Here is a 16,951-nt window from a genome sequence, read left to right as displayed (position 1 = left end):
CGCTCGCTAATCAGGGTCTAATTGGTATTATGCTTTCATTAATAACGAATCCTTATCAGGTGTGGCATGGATTACCGTAAGCTGCGTTCTTTTCTGGCACTCGCCGATACGCTGCATTTCGCGCGAGCGGCGGCGGCGGTTAACCTGACGCAACCGGCGTTGTCTCAGCATATTCAGGCACTGGAGCAGCAGTGGGGCGTGAAGTTATTTGCGCGCGACAAGCGTAAGGTGAGTCTGACGCGCGAAGGCGCATTGCTGCTCGGGGAAGTCCAGCAAACGGTGCAGCGTGTGGAGCATCTGCAGGACACGATTAAGCAGGTGGCCGCCGGACGACGCGGCATGTTACGCATTGGCTATGTGGGCACGTCCATGCTGGAGCCGGCGCTGGTCAAAATTATCCGTGCCTTCAGACGTGATTTTCCCCAGATCGCGCTGCAACCCGTGGAGTACAGCGTCAACCAACAGCTAAGCCTGCTGGAGAGCGGCGATTTGGATATCGGCATCCTGCGCGGGCCGCTGCCGGAACGTCGCCAGATTAGCCGGCAAATTCTGCATCAAACCTCGCTGTGTGCGGTGCTGGCCGACGACCATCCGCTGGCGCAGCAGGCCTGCGTCTCGCTGGCTGATTTAGCGGCGGAGCCGCTGATCTTGCAGGAAGATCCGGAAGGCATCGGACTGGGTGGCGCGGTACTTAATCTCTATGCCGCCGCCAGGCAGATTCCCGCCAGCGTGCTCCGCGCACGCGATGTGGCCACCGCCGTTGACCTCGCTGCGCTGGGACTGGGCGTGACCTTCATCCCCCACGCCCCGGAGAGATTTTTGCGGCAGGATGTGGCACTGCTGCCGCTGGCGCAGCAGGATGTCACGACGGCACTCTACCTGTGCTGGAAAACCGGCGCGGCTAACCCGGAGATCCGGCGCTTTACCGGGTACGCGCAGTCACACTATGGTGAGGAACCCGCTGCGTAATCAGACGGGCATTCCAGCCTCAGCGGCGTTATAGGGATCAATATGGCGAATTGCTATGCCATATCGGCTAAATTGTGATTCACTGACGTATCTATTGTCAGATTATGCGTGAGAAGCGTAGTCATGAAGCCAACACTGAATCAGCTAATGAGTTTTTGTACCGTGGCAGAAGTGGGGAATATAGGCCGGGCAGCAGAAAAACTGAATATTTCGCAGCCACCGCTAAGCAGACAAATAGCCCAGCTCGAACGTGATGTGGGTGCGAAACTGTTTACCCGTAATGCCAAAGGCATGAAACTTACCTTTGCCGGCGAGCAATTCCTGAAAGATGCTTACGCCGTATTAAGAATGATGCAGCAGGCGTGTAGTAATGTGCAGGCTGTTTCAGAAGGGCAAATGGGATTGATTAAGCTGGGCGCAACCATGTACGCATCGTACAGTGTGGTGCCACAGCTGGTCATGAAACACAGAATGAATTATCCCAGTATTGATCTGCAATTCCAGGAAATGATCCCGACCGGGTTAAACGCTGCGCTAGAGGATGGGCGGCTGGACGTTGCGATCAGCTTTTCGGAAGTTACCAGCTCCGCGATTAACTCGCTGGTGTTATTGTGTGAACCGTTAATTGTTGCGCTTCCTGCGGACCATCCCCAGGCAAATGTCGAAAATTTCACCCTGGAAACGCTGGCCAATGACCCGTTTATCATTGTGCCTCGCCCTATGTCGCCGCTGCTTTATGACAGAATTTTTAATCAATGTCTGAAAGCTGGCTTTAGTCCACATATTGGCGTTGAGGTTTCGGTCCAGCAAACCATCGTTAATTTCGTCGCTCATGGATTAGGGGTGGCCATCATTCCGGCAAGTATGGCGACGGCGCAGATAAGAGGCATTAATTATCGGAAGATTGCGGACGCAAATACCATCGAAAATATCCTGATGTGGTCTTCTAATAATAAAAATCCAGCGCTGGAACACTTTGTTAACCAATGCCGTGCCCTCGCAGAGGAGTTAAGCACGGCATCGGATACCCGCATCAGTTCTTAGCAATCACGATTTCGATCAGGCTGGGTTTACCGCTGGCGATAGCCTCCTCGACAGCCGCAGCGATCTGTGAAGCCACCTCAATCTTACGCGTTTTCAGCCCCAGCGCGGTGCCAAGTGCCTGATAATCAATCACAGGATCTACCAAATCCATGGCGATAAAGCGATTGGTTTGCGCCGAGGTATAATCGTCTTTAGACCGCATAAAGTTCTTAAGAACATTATATTCAGTATTGTTCATCACAATAAAGGTTACCGGCAATTGCTCATGAGCGGCGGTCCACAGCGACTGAGGCGAATACATTGCCGCACCATCCCCAACAAAACAGACAACAGGGGCTTTGCCCAGTCCGAGGGAATATCCCACTGCAGCGGGCATGCCCCAGCCCAAACCGCCACCGCGCATAAAAGCATATTGATCTGCTCTGTTACTCGACAGCGATCTACGCAGCGATTGTGAGGTCGCAATGGCCTCGTCAACAATTGTTATATCCGGACCAATAGCGCGCGCGGCCTCAAATGCGGCGATCAATGGCGTGATCTTCGTGGCCGACTGCTGCTCTTGTACCGACTGTAATAAGTTCTCTTTAGTTTGTTCGAACTGTGCTGCCGCAGCCGCGAAACGACGCTGATAATCCGGGCGATTATGCGCGGTAGCCTCTTTCAGCTCAGGTAGGAGCACCGCCAGCGATAATTTAATATCGCCGAGAGTAGAAAGCTCGCTACGATAAGTTCGTCCCAAATCGCCGGCATCAGCTGAGAGCTGGAACACTTTACAATGCTCCGGCACGGCACGCCCCTCGGTGTAGAGGATGGTGATGAGCGATTTACCGCCGAGCGCAAAGATTGCATCGTATTGATCAAGCGCTTTGGCAATGTCTATCGCCTGAGTAGAGAGATTGCCTCGCCACAGAGGATGCGCGGTGGGATACGGAATCCGATTCGGCCAGGTTGAGCCATAAACGTCAGCGGCCAGCAACTCAGCCAGTGCGACAACTTCCGCAGCCGCGCCGCTTTGATGAATCTCATCGCCGGCAATAATCGCGACCTTGCCGGGGGTGAAGGCGGCTAACTTTTTGGCTAACAGCGGCAGTGAACCTGCGACCGCTTTACGATCAACGTTAGACGGCGCGCCGATGTCAACGGAGCTCATGGCTTCCATCACATCCATCGGTAAAGAGAGGAAAACCGGGCCTTTGGGTGCGGCGTCCGCATCATGAAAAGCACGGCGCACCAGGATTGGCAGCTGGTCAACGCTGGTGACTTCCTTCGACCATTTGGAAAAAATCTTACCCATACCCACTAAATCCCCCAGCAGCAGAGGATCGGTGATGCTGTGGCGTAAATCCTGCTGGCCAGCCGTCACCACTAATGGCGTTTGCGAGCAAACCGCATTGTGCAGATTGCCCATGCCGTGCCCCAGACCACCGGCCGTGTGCAGATTGAGAAAACCGGGCTTACCGGCAGCCTGCGCGTAACCATCGGCCATCGCAACCGCACTGGCTTCCTGCAAGGCAAGCACATAGTTGATGTTGGTATTTCGGAGCAGGGCGTCCATGAACGGTAATTCAGTCGTACCTGGGTTACCGAACACATACTCAACGCCTTCGCTCTCTAACACTTCCAGCAGGACATCACCACCGCGGCGTACCGGGGTGTCGTTTAATTTTGCAATGGGTTTATTCATCGTTGTTCACCTCTGACTATCGGTTAATAATCCGCCAGTTTCCGGGCTGAATTTATCTTAGAAGCAGGGTGAGCGTTGATTCCAATACTAAGATTGGCCTGTTTGATACCCTAAAAGGTATGGCTATGAAGCAAAGCCGCGTGATTAAAGGTGCCCATTCATCAGATCCACCATCGCCCCGGCATGGGCATCAACGTGGCGAATATAGCGCATCACCGTTTCCGGCTTCTTCCAGGTGCCTTCCTGCATGATCTGCGCGGTGCTGTACTTATTGCTGGCCATGTCGATGGCGGCACCGACCCGGGTGCTATGTCCCGACCAGCCGCGATAGCGATTCTTATTGGGTTGCACGCCGGTGCCCGGTCCCGCTTCACGCCAGGCGCGGACGAAAATATCCTCCAGCGCGCGAGTCGAGAGCGGTTTATCGCAGACAATCTGCGCCTGGTTGGCGCGGTGCACCGGGCCAAAAATGAACGCGTCGGGTTCTGCGATCAGCCCGGATACCACCAGCCATTCGGTCAGCCGTTGTGATGAGAGATCGCCGAGTGCCTTAATCAGTCCCCCGGTCATCACAATGGTTTTGGTCCAGGCGACATCAAGAATGATACGGCCATCGGCCGAACGCGAAATGTCACGCACCCGCAGGCGGCTCAGTTCACTGATGCGTAACAGCGTGGCGTAAGCTACATGCAAAAATGCCAGATCGCGCTGCTGTTGCAGGCGATCGGAACCCGCCCAGCGCTGATCCAGCGTGAGTAAATCCCGAATGCGAAAGGGGATGGCCTGACCGGCACGTTCACCGGCTATCACCGCGCTGCGATTGATTTTTTTCACCGCGCGGAATACCAGCGGCGAAACATTGGGCGGCACCAGACCGGCGTTACGGTGTAACATGGAAATCAGTGCAGCATGAGTTGCGATGGTCGAAGAGGCGCGTCCCGATGCCTGAAGCCATAGCAGATAATCACGCAGATCGGCAGGATCCATCGGCAAAAATTGCCGGCCATGTTCAGTCGCCCAGCGGCTGCCGATGCGCATAACGCTCAGCAACTGTCGCCACGTGTTATCAGAAAACGCTTCTTTATCACTGACAAATTCTCTCAGGCGTTCAGCAATATCCTCATCAGCACTGTGCATCAGGGCCGGGCTGGCGGTAATCCCGGGCAGGGTGTCCGTTTTACTCATTAATTTATGACGTCGCTACGTGAATTCTGTGCATGTTGCAGGGGCATCACCCGCCAAATTTAACGTAGCAGTGCCGGTTTTTTATGCACGGCGTGGCGCTGACACACTGCATCATGTTAACCAAAGGTGATGATCCTGCGGATCCTGACTTCATATAATGCCAATTATATGAAGTCAGCTATTCTAACCGCTGAAAATCTGGATGGACAGCGGTAAAGGGGATGGAAAACGGTGATGGTGAAGTTTTTTCACCTGACAATCGCGCCGTCAGCTGTCAGGCTAAGGATGGGCAGTGTGATAGCGCAGATTAGCGCCTGATTTTGCAGGTTTTTTGCGCAAGCGCGGCCTGCTTTACTTCAGCGCGAGCCTGGTGCAGGCAACATGAAGTTAGCTCATCTTGCTTTGAAATTTAATCACTTTTCCTCACGCAGGGACTCTGGCATAACTAAGGTCATGTTAAATATTTTCGACAATATGACCACTGCTGAATTTGCAAACCTGTAAACGTTTTGAGAACTCCGGTAAAGGAGAGAACAGCGTCAGGTTGCAAGCAGAAATCAGGATGCCCGCTCGCGATGAAAAATGATTTTACCTTTAGTATAAAAAGCACGCGCTTCGATGAGAATTACAATCCCTCCAAAGATACGCGCATTACCACCAATTTTGCCAACCTGGCGCGCGGCAGCAATCGTGAAGAGAATCTGCGCAACGCGCTGATCATGATGAACAACCGTTTCAATTCGCTGGCGAACTGGGACAACCCAAAAGGCGATCGCTATGCGGTTGAACTGGATATCATTTCTGTAGAGATGAATCTGGGTGCTGGCGGCGAGGGTAAAAGCTTTCCGGCGATTGAGATCCTGAAGACGAATATTGTTGATAAAAAAACCAGTGAGCGCATTGAAGGGATCACCGGCAACAACTTCTCTTCATACGTGCGTGATTATGATTTCAGCGTTCTGCTGTCCGAGCATAATAAAGGCCGTTCTGGTTTCAGTATTCCGGATGACTTCGGCGTGCTGCACGGCAATATTTTCCGCCATTTTGTCAACTCAGAGACGTATAAAGCCAACTTCCGCAAAGCGCCGGTCATTTGCCTCAGCGTCTCCAGCAAAAATATTTACCGTCGTACCGGTAATCAGCATCCGGTGCTGGGCATTGAGTATCAGCAAAATGAATCTTCATTGACCGATCTCTATTTTGCCAAAATGGGACTCAGAGCGCGCTATTTCATGCCGGCCAGCAGCGTGGCGCCGTTCGCCTTCTACTTCGCCGGTGATTTGCTCAGTGATTACAGTAACCTGGAGCTGATCAGCACCATCAGTACCATGGAAACCTTCCAGAAGATTTACCGCCCGGAGATTTACAATGCGAACTCACCGGCGGGCATTGAATATCAGCCAGACCTGTATCATCAGGATCACTCGCTGACCAAAATTGTTTACGATCGCGAAGAGCGTACCCGCCTGGCGATTGAGCAGGGTAAATTTACCGAAGAGCAGTTTATTAAGCCTTACCACAGCATTCTGAAACAGTGGTCTGATCATTTCGCTCTTTGATTAACGAATAAATAAGGTTATTGATTAATGAAAACATTATTACCGACGTCAACGGCTGGCAGCTTACCGAAACCCTCCTGGCTGGCGCAGCCGGAAACATTATGGTCGCCGTGGAAATTGCAGGGCGATGAGCTGATTCAGGGCAAACAGGATGCGCTGCGTTTATGTCTGGACGACCAGCAGCAGGCCGGTATTGATATCGTCAGCGACGGCGAGCAAACGCGCCAGCACTTCGTCACCACCTTTATCGAACACCTTAACGGCGTTGACTTTGAAAATCGCAAAACGGTGCGCATCCGTAATCGTTATGATGCCAGCGTACCCGGCGTGGTGGGCGAAGTGAGCCGGCAGAAACCGGTCTTTGTCGATGATGCCAAATACCTGCGTCAGCTGACGCAGCGTCCAATCAAATGGGCGCTGCCGGGCCCGATGACCATGATCGACACGCTGTATGACGATCACTATAAAAGCCGTGAGAAGCTGGCCTGGGAATTCGCTAAAATTCTCAACCAGGAAGCGCGCGAATTAGAAGCCGCTGGCGTTGATATTATTCAGTTCGACGAGCCCGCGTTTAACGTCTTTTTCGACGAGGTGAATGACTGGGGCATTGCCGCTCTGGAAAGAGCCATTGAAGGCCTTAAATGTGAAACCGCAGTGCACATTTGCTACGGCTACGGCATCAAAGCCAACACCGACTGGAAGAAAACGCTGGGTACCGAGTGGCGCCAGTATGAGGAGATCTTCCCTAAACTGCAGAGTTCCGGTATTGATATCGTTTCGCTGGAGTGTCAGAACTCACGCGTGCCGATGGATTTGATTGAACTGATTCGTGGTAAAAAAGTCATGGTTGGCGCGATTGATGTCGCCACCAACACCATCGAAACACCGGAAGAAGTGGCTGCCACGCTGCGTAAAGCGCTGCAGTTTGTAGATGCCGATAAACTTTATCCAAGCACCAACTGTGGCATGACGCCGCTGTCGCGTCATGTGGCTTACGGCAAGCTGCAGGCATTAAGTGCCGGCGCGGAGATTGTGCGGAAAGAACTGCAGGGCTAACGCGTAACGCCTTATTTGTCTCTGACTCAGTCCGCAGGGTTTAAATACCCTGCGGACTGAGCGTTTGTAATTAACTTCCCTGCCTGACTCGCTGGCCTCGCTAAATAATCCTGTAAAACACCCAGCGGCGACGGTCATAAATTCCCCATTTTTATCTGACTCCCTCTCTGCATCTAATCCGGCGGGCAGCCTGAATATCATCGTCTATACTCAGCAACGCGAAGTGATATATGCCGCTGCTTTTCACGCTGCGCTGGCGTTAATTTGATTAGCCCGCGCGAACAACAGCCGCATTGACTCATCAGTACACGCTGTTTTCCGTGCTTTCATCCTTAAGGGACTTCCTGGTATGTTGCAATCTCAATCCTCCCGTTTGGGCAGTTTACTGCTGCTGCTGGCGGCACTCATCGGCTTTGCCGTCGCGCTGTATGCCTGGCTCACGCCACTCACCGGTGTCACCGGCACCATTGGCGCGCTGGGCGTCGCTATTGCCAGCGTCGTGCTGGCGGTGCTGACCTTCCTGCTGCGCGCGGCCACCGGCCGTGCCGGTCGTATTTTCCTGATCGTCATTACGCTGCTGCTGTTATGCGCGATCGGTTTTGCTGCCGCGCTGCTGCATCAGGGGATCATTACACTGGCAATGGTCATCGGGCTGATGGGTCTGATTATGCTGGCGCGCAACCCGGCGCATCGCGTTCGCCACGCCACCGCACAAGGAGCTAACCGTGCATAATGAAAAATACGTTCCGCTGCTCAAAGTCGGCATGACTGCCCTGGCGCTGCTGATGGCACCTGCCACGCTACGCGCCGAAGATAAAGCCGCTGAGGCGTCGATGGGTACGCAGGAGAAACTCAACGTGGATGCGGCCGAACAGCAGGCACCCGGCACCACGCACGCCACCGATGATGTCTCCAGCGGCAAGCGCGACGGCGAGAAAGTGGCCTCTGCCAGCCAGCCGGCCACGCCGCTGGTGCCCTCCACGGCGACGTGGGACAGTTTTCACGGCCAGCTCAACGCGCAGAAATACAGCCCGCTGAAACAAATCACCGCCGACAACGTCAGCAAGCTGAAAAAAATCTGGGAGTTTCACACCGGTGACGTTTCGGATGGCAAGGGCGACACGCCGGCGACCGTCTGGTCCGCCACGCCAATTTTTGCCAACGATACGCTGTACATCGGCACGCCATTTGATCGGCTGATTGCGCTGAATCCGGGCACCGGCAAGGAGAAGTGGCATTACGATACTAAATCGCCACGTCAGGCGCTGACCCAGCCGGTACTGAAAAATCGTGGCGTCTCTTACTGGCAGGCGAAAAATCCGCAGGTGGGTCAGGCCTGCCAGAAAATCGTTTATATGGGCACCGTTGACGGCAAGCTGTACGCACTGGATGCCGATTCCGGCAAGCCGTGCGAAGACTTTGCAGATAAGGGCGTGCTCAACGTCAACCAGTGGAATACGGTTAACGCTAAATTCCCGCTGTCCCTGCTCCAGCCGCCGACGGTGGTGGGCAATCACCTGATCGTTGGCTGGGCGGGCAAAGACTGGGCTTACGCTGAAGCGCCCCCGGGCACGGTGTTTTCAATCAACGCGCAGACCGGGGCACGTGAATGGACTTTTGACGCCATCCCGGCCAGCATTCGCCAGCGCACCGGTACGGCTAACGTCTGGACCCACATGTCGGCCGACGAAGCGCATGGCCTGGTTTATCTGCCGGTGTCATCACCTTCGCCAAACTACTGGGGCGGCAACCGCGTCGATCCAATTCCGTTCGGCACCTCCACGACTGCGCTGGATGTAAATACCGGCAAAGTGGTGTGGTCGCGACAGTGGGTGCATCATGATGTGTGGGATTACGACATCAACTCAGCACCCACGCTGATGGACATTACCGTGAACGGGAAGCAGATTCCGGCGCTGATTCAGGCCACCAAGCAGGGTTTCCTGTTTGTGGTCAATCGCCTGACCGGTGAAGATGTCTGGCCGATTGAGGAGCGTCCGGTGCCGCAGGGCGATGGTTCAGTGCAGGGCGAGAAACTGTCGCCAACCCAGCCATTCCCGACCAAACCGGCACCGCTGCTGGATCAATCCAAAAAACCGGCGATCTGGAAGCTGGCCGATATTGTTGGCGCCGGTCAGTGCTCACGCCTGTGGGACAATCTGAGCTATGACGGCATGTACACACCACCAACCACCCAAGGCGAAGGCGCACTGACCTATCCGGACAGCGCGGGCGGCGTGCAATGGGGCGGCGTGGCGTTCGATCCGCAAAAACAGATCGCCATCGTGAATACTTCGCACATCGTGCAATACGTGAAGCTTTACAGCCGCGCCGATTACGACAAGGCCGATAACGGCTCGGGTAACGAGAGTGGTTTCGCCCCGCAGGAAGGCGCGCCTTACGGCCTGCGCCTGATGGTGGCGAATAACTGGCTAGGCATGCCGTGCTGGCAGCCGCCGTTTGGCGAGATTGTTGCGCTCGATATGCACACCGGTGATGTGAAATGGCGTCGACCGGTCGGCGCGTCGCAGCAGTACGGCTTCTTCATGCCGGAAAGCTGGGGCTCGCCAACCATTGGCGGTCCGGCAGTCACCGCCGGCGGCGTGATCTTTATCGGTGCCTCAATGGATGCCAAAGTACGCGCCTATTCACTGGATAGCGGCGAAGAGCTGTGGTCCGATCAGGTTGAAGCGCCCGCAGTTGCCAACCCCTCGGTGTATGAATACAAAGGCCGGCAGTATGTTGCCTTTGTCGCCGGTGGTAACACCATCCTGAAGGATCAGGTGGGCGATCAGGTGGTGGTTTACGCACTGCCGGAATAACCCAGCGCAGTAAACCAACAAAGTGGGGCCACGGTGCCCCACTTTTTTATGCCTGCAATAAAAACGGCGGCCATTGGCCGCCAAAACCTCAACAGGTGGTTGCCGTTGAGGAAGCAGTGGTACTGATGAATCTTTAACCTTTTACACCGCCCGCCGTCAGCCCGCTCACCAGCCAGCGCTGTGCCAGTAAAAACACCAGCGTGATGGGAATGGCGGACAGCACCGCCGCCGCCGCGAAATCGCCCCACAGATAGTTCTGCGGATTAAGATACTGTTGCATCCCGACCGCGAGGGTATAGCTGTTGACGTCGCGCAGCAGCAGCGAGGCGACCGGTACTTCGGTGACCGCAGCGATAAACGCCAGGATAAACACCACCGCGAGGATTGGCACCGAAAGCGGCAGCAATACCAGACGAAACGCCTGCCAAGGCGTGGCACCATCCAGCGCCGCCGCTTCCTCCAGCGAACCATCGATGGTTTCGAAATAGCCCTTAATGGTCCAGACGTGCAGTGCGATACCGCCCAGATAGGCGAAAATTACGCCGCCGTGGGTATTGAGGCCGAGAAACGGCAGATATTGCCCCAGCCGGTCAAACAGCGCATAAAGCGCCACCAGCGACAGCACCGCCGGGAACATCTGAAAAATCAGCATGCCCTTTAGCAAACTGGCGCGACCGGCGAAGCGCATGCGGGCAAACGCGTAGGCGCAGGTGGTCGAGAGCGCCACAATCCCCAGCGCGCTGATGGCAGCGATCTTCACTGAATTCCACAGCCACAGCAGCACCGGGAAGGGCGGCGGCGTCACGCGACCATCGGCATGGGTGACGCTGAACCCGAGCGCCAGCCGCCAGTGTTCCCATGAAATCTGTTCCGGGATCAGACTGCCGGTGGCGAAATTGCCGCTGCGTAGCGAGATGGCAATCACCATCAGCAGCGGGAACAGAATTGCCGCGATAAACAGCAGCAGCAGCAGGTGCGTCAGCAGCAGACGCAGCTTCTGCGATTTCGGTTGTACCATGGCCATAACGTCTCCTTAATCAAACTTCATGCGTAGCGCTTTCAGGTTAATTACCGCCAGCGCACCGACCAGCAGGAAGATCAGCGTGGCGATGGCTGCCGCCAGGCCGAAGTCCTGACCGCCGCCGCCCTCAAAAGCGATGCGCCAGGTGTAGTTGACCAGCAGATCGGTGTAGCCCGCCGGCGTAGTGGTGCCGAGTCGATCGGGGCCACCATTAGTCAGCAGCTGCACCAGCACGAAGTTATTGAAGTTAAAAGCAAAGCTGGCGATCATCAGCGGCAATAGCGGTTTCAGCAGCAGCGGCAGCGTAATCAAAAAGAAATTCTGCAGCGGCCCGGCGCCATCCATCGCGGACGCTTCATAAAGATCGTCCGGGATCGCCTTGAGCAAGCCCATGCACAGGATCATCATGTAGGGATAACCCAGCCAGGTATTGACGATCACCAGCATGGCGCGCGCCAGCGTCGGATCGCTGAACCACGCTGGCTTGAAGCCAAACAGCGCATTGAGCATGACGTTGATTTCGCCAAAACTCTGGTTAAACAGCCCCTTGAAAATCAGTATCGAAATGAATGCCGGTACCGCGTAGGGAAGAATCAGCATCACGCGATAGATGGCCTTGCCCCGCAGCGCTTCCCACTGCACCAGACACGCCAGCACCATGCCCACCGCGACCGTCAGCAGCACGGTCAACAGCGAAAACAGCATCGTCCAGCCAAATATCGCCAGGAACGGTTTCTGGATGCCCTGATCGGTGAACACGCGGGCAAAGTTTTTCCAGCCCGCGCCAACGGTAAAGCCGGGGCTGAGCTGTTCGCTGGCCCAGCTGCCATCTGCATTGATCTGCTGATAGAACCCCGTGTCCCGGTTGGCCTGATAGCGAGCACCGTTTTGCTGATTTCTCAGCTGTCCCGGTGCGTCCAGCACATACAGCGGCCGCGTGCCGGAAAACTGGCGCAGCGAACTCATCACCAGCTCGCGACCGTCCGGCAGTCGGGCAGTTAACTGACTCAGCGCCTGACGGTTTTGGGTGATGATTTTTAAGCTGGCGCGCGCGGTGGCGGGCAGCGCGGCTGGCGTGAGGCTGAGCTGCTGTTCACCAACCAGCGTAAACGGCGCAGACAGGAAGCTGTTTTCGCCCGCGCTGAGCGCCAGCTGCCAGCGATCGCCCTGTGGATAGAGCGCGAAGTTCATCGCGTCCCCGGCCTGATACTGGCGACTCAGCAGCACCTGCTGCGCGCGCGCCTCACTGAGCTGATTGGTGCTGCTGTAGTTGGTGAAGGCAATGGCGACGGTACAGGCCAGTGGAAACAGCACGAACAGCGCCATGCCAGCCAGTCCCGGATAAACGTAGCGCCAGGCATAGGCGCGCCGGTTGGTGTAAATCCACAGGCCTGCGGCGCTGACTACCAGCGTGACCAGCGCAAACAGGTATTCACCCTGAGCATACATCAGCACCAGAAGGTAGCCGACCAGCAGACAGCCGATCCCGACCAGCAGGCTGCGCAGCACCAGGCTGTGCCGTCTCTTTTGCGGTATTCCTGACATGATACGATGTTCCTTAACAGCCAGTGGCGAGCCGACAGCCGTCGGCTCCGTAACAGCATTACTTATTGAGACGCGCCTGCGCATCCTTCAGCGCCGCATCGACGTTTTGACGACCACTCAGCGCATTCAGCGTCGCGGTGCGCATCGCATACCAGAAGGCCGCCATCTGCGGGATGTTAGGCATGATGTCGCCATTGCGCGCATTGTTCATGGTGGCGGCGATGCGCGCGTCTTTCTCCAGCGTTTGCTGGAATGACTTCAGGGTGACCGCGCCCAGCGGCTTGTCCTTGTTAACCGCGTTGAGACCGGCGTCAGTCAGCAGGTAATTTTCCAGAAACTCTTTGGCCAGCTCTTTATTAGGACTGGCCGCGTTGATGCCCGCGCTCAGTACGCCGACAAAGGTTTTGGTTGGCTTGCCGTTCAGCGTCGGTAACAGTGTAACGCCGTAGTTGATGCCGCTTTTGTCGATATTGCTCCACGCCCACGGACCGTTGATGGTCATCGCGGTTTGTCCTTTATTGAAGGCCGCTTCGGCAATCGAATAGTCGGTATCGGCATTAAGGATTTTGGCTTTCACCTGATCGACGAGGAACTGCATGCCTGCTTTCGCGCCGGCGTTGTCGACGCCGGTATCTTTCACGTCATAGCCGCTATCGGTCTTTTTGAAAGCATAGGCGCCACCGGCGGCCAGCAGCGGCCAGGTGAAATAGGGTTCCTGCAGGTTAAACATGATGGCGCTCTTGCCTTTGGCGCGCAGCTGCTTATCCAGCGCCGCCATCTCTTCCCAGCTTTTCGGTGGGGTGGGCAGCAGATCTTTGTTGTAAATCAGCGACAGCGACTCCACCGACACCGGATAGCCAATCAGTTTGCCGTTGAAGCGCACCGCATCCCAGGTAAACGGAAACAGTTTTTGCTGGAAGTTTTGATCCGGTGTGACTTCGGCGAGCAGCCCTGACTGGGCATAGCCGCCAAAGCGATCGTGCGCCCAGAAGATAATGTCCGGCCCATCCCCGGTCGCGGCGACCTGCGGGTATTTCTCTTCCATTTTGTCAGGGTGTTCGACCGTCACGCTGATACCGGTGTCCTGCTCGAATTTTTTGCCTACCTCGGCGAGGCCGTTATAGCCCTTATCACCGTTGATCCAGATGACCAGTTTACCTTCTTCAATTTTGGCCACGGCCGAAGCCGAAAACAGTACGGCCGTAAGGGCGGAAAGGGCCAGAACGCGTGCGCCGGTTTTCATTGTCATAACTCCATCCTGTTAGCGGAAGCGGAAATCATTAGTGGCATCATTGTGCGGCGTTATGCCATTTCCTCATCCTCCTGCGCTCTACGCCCAACGGCACTAAGCCGTGATCGCGCTTGCAAAACAGCGCCTTAATACGCGCTGGCGCACACTATTGACGCGTCAGCTCTGCGTGACAGCTCACAAAATTGCCGTGAACGTCGCGCCGGCGCGGCTGGCGTACGTGTACTCCTCCTCCCGCCTCATCCCCCAGTAAAAACCCACACGGTGGAGGATGTTGCGCCGTCTGCCCCTGCCCATAGTGGTCGCCGGAGTCTGCCTGCGGTGCTGCAGGCAAGCATGAGCCTGCGAAGAGGAAAGCATCATGGCGAGCGTTGCGTTACACCATGTCACCAAGGCCTGGGGCGATACTGAGGTATCAAAAGACATCAATCTGGAGATCGGCGAAGGGGAATTTGTGGTGTTCGTCGGTCCCTCCGGCTGCGGCAAATCAACGCTGTTACGCATGATCGCTGGCCTGGAAACCATCACCCGCGGCGATCTGCTGATTGGCGGTCAGCGCATGAACGATGTTCCGCCCGCTGAGCGCGGCATCGGCATGGTGTTTCAGTCTTACGCCCTTTATCCCCACCTTTCGGTGGCCGAAAACATGTCGTTTGGCCTGAAGCTGGCGGGCGTAAAGCGCGCTGAAATTCAGCAGCGCGTCAATCAGGTGGCGGAGGTGTTACAGCTGGCGCATCTGCTGGAACGGCGACCCAAAGCGCTGTCGGGCGGACAGCGGCAGCGCGTGGCCATCGGGCGTACGCTGGTGGCCGAACCGCGTGTGTTTCTGCTCGACGAGCCATTGTCCAACCTCGATGCCGCGCTGCGCGTGCAGATGCGCATTGAAATTTCACGCCTGCATAAGCGGCTGAAGCGCACCATGATTTACGTGACGCACGATCAAATCGAAGCGATGACGCTGGCCGACAAGATCGTGGTGCTGGACGCCGGTCGCATCGCCCAGATCGGCAAGCCGCTCGAACTCTATCACTATCCCGCTAACCGCTTCGTTGCCGGTTTTATCGGCTCGCCGCGCATGAATTTTCTGCCCGTCAAAGTGACCGCCACCGCCATCGATCAGGTGCAGGTGCGTTTGCCCAACGATCAGCTTGTATGGCTGCCGGTGGAGAGCGCCGGCGTCCAGATCGGCAGCAACATGTCGCTGGGTATTCGTCCGGAACATCTGCTCTCCAGCGACATCGCCGATGTCACGCTGGAGGGCGAAGTGCAGGTGGTTGAGCAACTCGGCCACGAGACGCAAATCCATATCCAGATCCCCGCCATTCGTCAGAACCTGGTGTATCGCCAGGAGGACGTGGTGCTGGTAGAAGAGGGCGCCCTGATGGGTATTGGCCTGCCGCCGGAGCGTTGTCACCTGTTCCGCGAGGACGGGAGCGCCTGCCGCAGGCTGCATCAGGAACCCGGTGTTTAGCCCTGCAAAACAATAAAAGCAATGACCTCAGGAGATAGAAAATGTTAACTCTGCGCAAACTTCCCATCGCGATTGCCATCGCAGCGGGTACGCTCTCCGCTCAAGCCATGGCGGTCGATTTTACGGGTTACGCCCGTTCGGGTATCGGCTGGACCGGCAGCGGCGGCGAGCAACAGTGCTTTCAGGCTACCGGCGCGCAAAGCAAATACCGTCTGGGCAACGAATGTGAAACCTATGCTGAACTGAAACTGGGCCAGGAAGTGTGGAAAGAGGGCGATAAAAGTTTCTATTTCGATACCAACGTCGCCTATTCCGTTTCCCAGCAGAATGACTGGGAAGCGACCTCACCGGCCTTCCGTGAAGCCAACGTGAAAGGAAAAAACCTGATCGATGCGCTGCCGGGTTCCACCCTCTGGGCCGGTAAACGCTTTTATCAGCGTCACGATGTTCACATGATCGACTTCTACTACTGGGATATCTCCGGTCCGGGTGCCGGTCTGGAAGATGTCGATCTCGGGTTTGGTAAGCTCTCGTTCGCTGCGACGCGCTCTTCCGAAGCGGGCGGCTCTTACACTTTCTCCAGTGACCAGATTCGTGATTACGCCACCAGTACCGCCAATGACGTTTTTGATGTGCGTCTCGCCGGCCTGGAAACTAACCCCAATGGCGTGCTGGAACTGGGTGTCGACTATGGCCGCGCCAACGCGCGTGACGGCTATCGCTTAGATGACGGCGCGTCGAAAGATGGCTGGATGTTCACCGCGGAACACACGCAGAGCATGCTGAAAGGCTATAACAAGTTTGTGCTGCAGTACGCCACTGATGCGCTGACCTCGCAGGGCAAAGGCCTGCCACAGGGCAGCAACATCAATAACAACGGCAAGATGTACCGCATCCTCGATCACGGCGCGATCTCGCTGGCCGATCGCTGGGATCTGATGTACGTGGCGATGTACCAGAACGTCGATCTGGATAACAACCGCGGAACCGAGTGGTACACCGTCGGCGTACGTCCTATGTACAAATGGACGCCGATCATGAGCACCCTGCTGGAAGTAGGCTATGACAACGTTAAGTCACAGCAGGTCAGCGAACGCAACGGCCAGTACAAAATTACCCTGGCGCAGCAGTGGCAGGCTGGCGACAGCATCTGGTCACGTCCTGCGCTGCGCCTGTTCGCCACCTACGCCAAATGGGATGAGAAGTGGGGCTACAGCAAAGACGCCTCCGGCGATATCACGTCGCTGGCCGCGGCGGACAGCAGCGGCAACGGTCTGTTCACCAACAGCCGTGGCGACAACGATGAGTGGACCTTCGGCGCACAGATGGAAATCTGGTGGTAAGGC

The 16,951-nt window shown here is 56.1% G+C and carries 13 protein-coding genes; 8 read left to right on the top strand and 5 right to left on the bottom strand.

Annotation, left to right across the window (positions count from 1 at the left end):
• Nucleotides 1-66 precede the first annotated feature (66 nt).
• Complete coding sequence (locus F3J41_RS06510) at nucleotides 67-969, top strand: LysR family transcriptional regulator (RefSeq protein WP_166710337.1); 903 nt, start codon at nucleotides 67-69, stop codon at nucleotides 967-969.
• 123 nt (nucleotides 970-1,092) lie between these two features.
• Nucleotides 1,093-2,013 carry a LysR family transcriptional regulator gene (locus F3J41_RS06505; RefSeq protein ID WP_127834904.1) on the top strand — a complete coding sequence of 307 codons (921 nt, stop codon included), beginning with the start codon at nucleotides 1,093-1,095 and terminating at the stop codon, nucleotides 2,011-2,013.
• Here the strand turns inward: F3J41_RS06505 and F3J41_RS06500 are convergent.
• Nucleotides 2,003-3,697 carry a thiamine pyrophosphate-binding protein gene (locus F3J41_RS06500; RefSeq protein ID WP_166710335.1) on the bottom strand — a complete coding sequence of 565 codons (1,695 nt, stop codon included), beginning with the start codon at nucleotides 3,695-3,697 and terminating at the stop codon, nucleotides 2,003-2,005. The two genes, F3J41_RS06505 and F3J41_RS06500, sit on opposite strands and share 11 nt — an antisense overlap.
• Before the next feature lie 144 nt (nucleotides 3,698-3,841).
• On the bottom strand, nucleotides 3,842-4,882 hold the full coding sequence (locus tag F3J41_RS06495; protein WP_166710333.1) for a tyrosine-type recombinase/integrase: 1,041 nt from the start codon (nucleotides 4,880-4,882) through the stop codon (nucleotides 3,842-3,844).
• Nucleotides 4,883-5,457: 575 nt separating this feature from the next.
• Between F3J41_RS06495 and F3J41_RS06490 the strand changes: the two genes are divergently transcribed.
• The 4 genes from F3J41_RS06490 (at nucleotide 5,458) to F3J41_RS06475 (ending at nucleotide 10,319) form a co-directional block, all read left to right on the top strand.
• Nucleotides 5,458-6,441: a DUF1852 domain-containing protein gene (locus F3J41_RS06490; RefSeq protein ID WP_058759157.1), complete on the top strand. Its 984-nt coding sequence runs from the start codon at nucleotides 5,458-5,460 to the stop codon at nucleotides 6,439-6,441.
• A 27-nt stretch (nucleotides 6,442-6,468) separates the two neighbouring features.
• Nucleotides 6,469-7,497, top strand: coding sequence for a methionine synthase (locus F3J41_RS06485; RefSeq protein ID WP_021509410.1), 1,029 nt, complete (start codon nucleotides 6,469-6,471; stop codon nucleotides 7,495-7,497).
• A 349-nt stretch (nucleotides 7,498-7,846) separates the two neighbouring features.
• Complete coding sequence (locus F3J41_RS06480; RefSeq protein WP_031280087.1) at nucleotides 7,847-8,230, top strand: hypothetical protein; 384 nt, start codon at nucleotides 7,847-7,849, stop codon at nucleotides 8,228-8,230.
• A gap of 31 nt (nucleotides 8,231-8,261) precedes the next feature.
• Nucleotides 8,262-10,319, top strand: coding sequence for a pyrroloquinoline quinone-dependent dehydrogenase (locus F3J41_RS06475; protein WP_211075121.1), 2,058 nt, complete (start codon nucleotides 8,262-8,264; stop codon nucleotides 10,317-10,319).
• A 133-nt stretch (nucleotides 10,320-10,452) separates the two neighbouring features.
• On the opposite strand, the gene malG is transcribed toward F3J41_RS06475, so the two are convergent.
• From malG to malE, 3 genes are read right to left on the bottom strand one after another with little or no spacing between them, the layout of a single operon-like run.
• Nucleotides 10,453-11,343 (bottom strand): maltose ABC transporter permease MalG, encoded by an 891-nt coding sequence (gene malG / locus F3J41_RS06470; RefSeq protein ID WP_058759158.1) that lies wholly within the window; start codon nucleotides 11,341-11,343, stop codon nucleotides 10,453-10,455.
• 9 nt (nucleotides 11,344-11,352) lie between these two features.
• Nucleotides 11,353-12,885, bottom strand: coding sequence for a maltose ABC transporter permease MalF (gene malF, locus F3J41_RS06465; protein WP_166710329.1), 1,533 nt, complete (start codon nucleotides 12,883-12,885; stop codon nucleotides 11,353-11,355).
• Nucleotides 12,886-12,943: 58 nt separating this feature from the next.
• Nucleotides 12,944-14,134 carry a maltose/maltodextrin ABC transporter substrate-binding protein MalE gene (gene malE / locus F3J41_RS06460; protein ID WP_165899346.1) on the bottom strand — a complete coding sequence of 397 codons (1,191 nt, stop codon included), beginning with the start codon at nucleotides 14,132-14,134 and terminating at the stop codon, nucleotides 12,944-12,946.
• A 361-nt stretch (nucleotides 14,135-14,495) separates the two neighbouring features.
• Between malE and malK the strand changes: the two genes are divergently transcribed.
• Nucleotides 14,496-15,605: a maltose/maltodextrin ABC transporter ATP-binding protein MalK gene (malK, locus tag F3J41_RS06455; protein WP_127834897.1), complete on the top strand. Its 1,110-nt coding sequence runs from the start codon at nucleotides 14,496-14,498 to the stop codon at nucleotides 15,603-15,605.
• Between the two features lie 41 nt (nucleotides 15,606-15,646).
• Nucleotides 15,647-16,948 carry a maltoporin gene (locus tag F3J41_RS06450; protein WP_127834896.1) on the top strand — a complete coding sequence of 434 codons (1,302 nt, stop codon included), beginning with the start codon at nucleotides 15,647-15,649 and terminating at the stop codon, nucleotides 16,946-16,948.
• The last annotated feature ends 3 nt before the right edge of the window (nucleotides 16,949-16,951 follow it).

The organism is Pantoea sp. Ap-870 (genome assembly GCF_011752515.1).
GTDB lineage: Bacteria > Pseudomonadota > Gammaproteobacteria > Enterobacterales > Enterobacteriaceae > Pantoea > Pantoea dispersa.
This window is presented reverse-complemented; position numbering and strand designations above follow the sequence as displayed.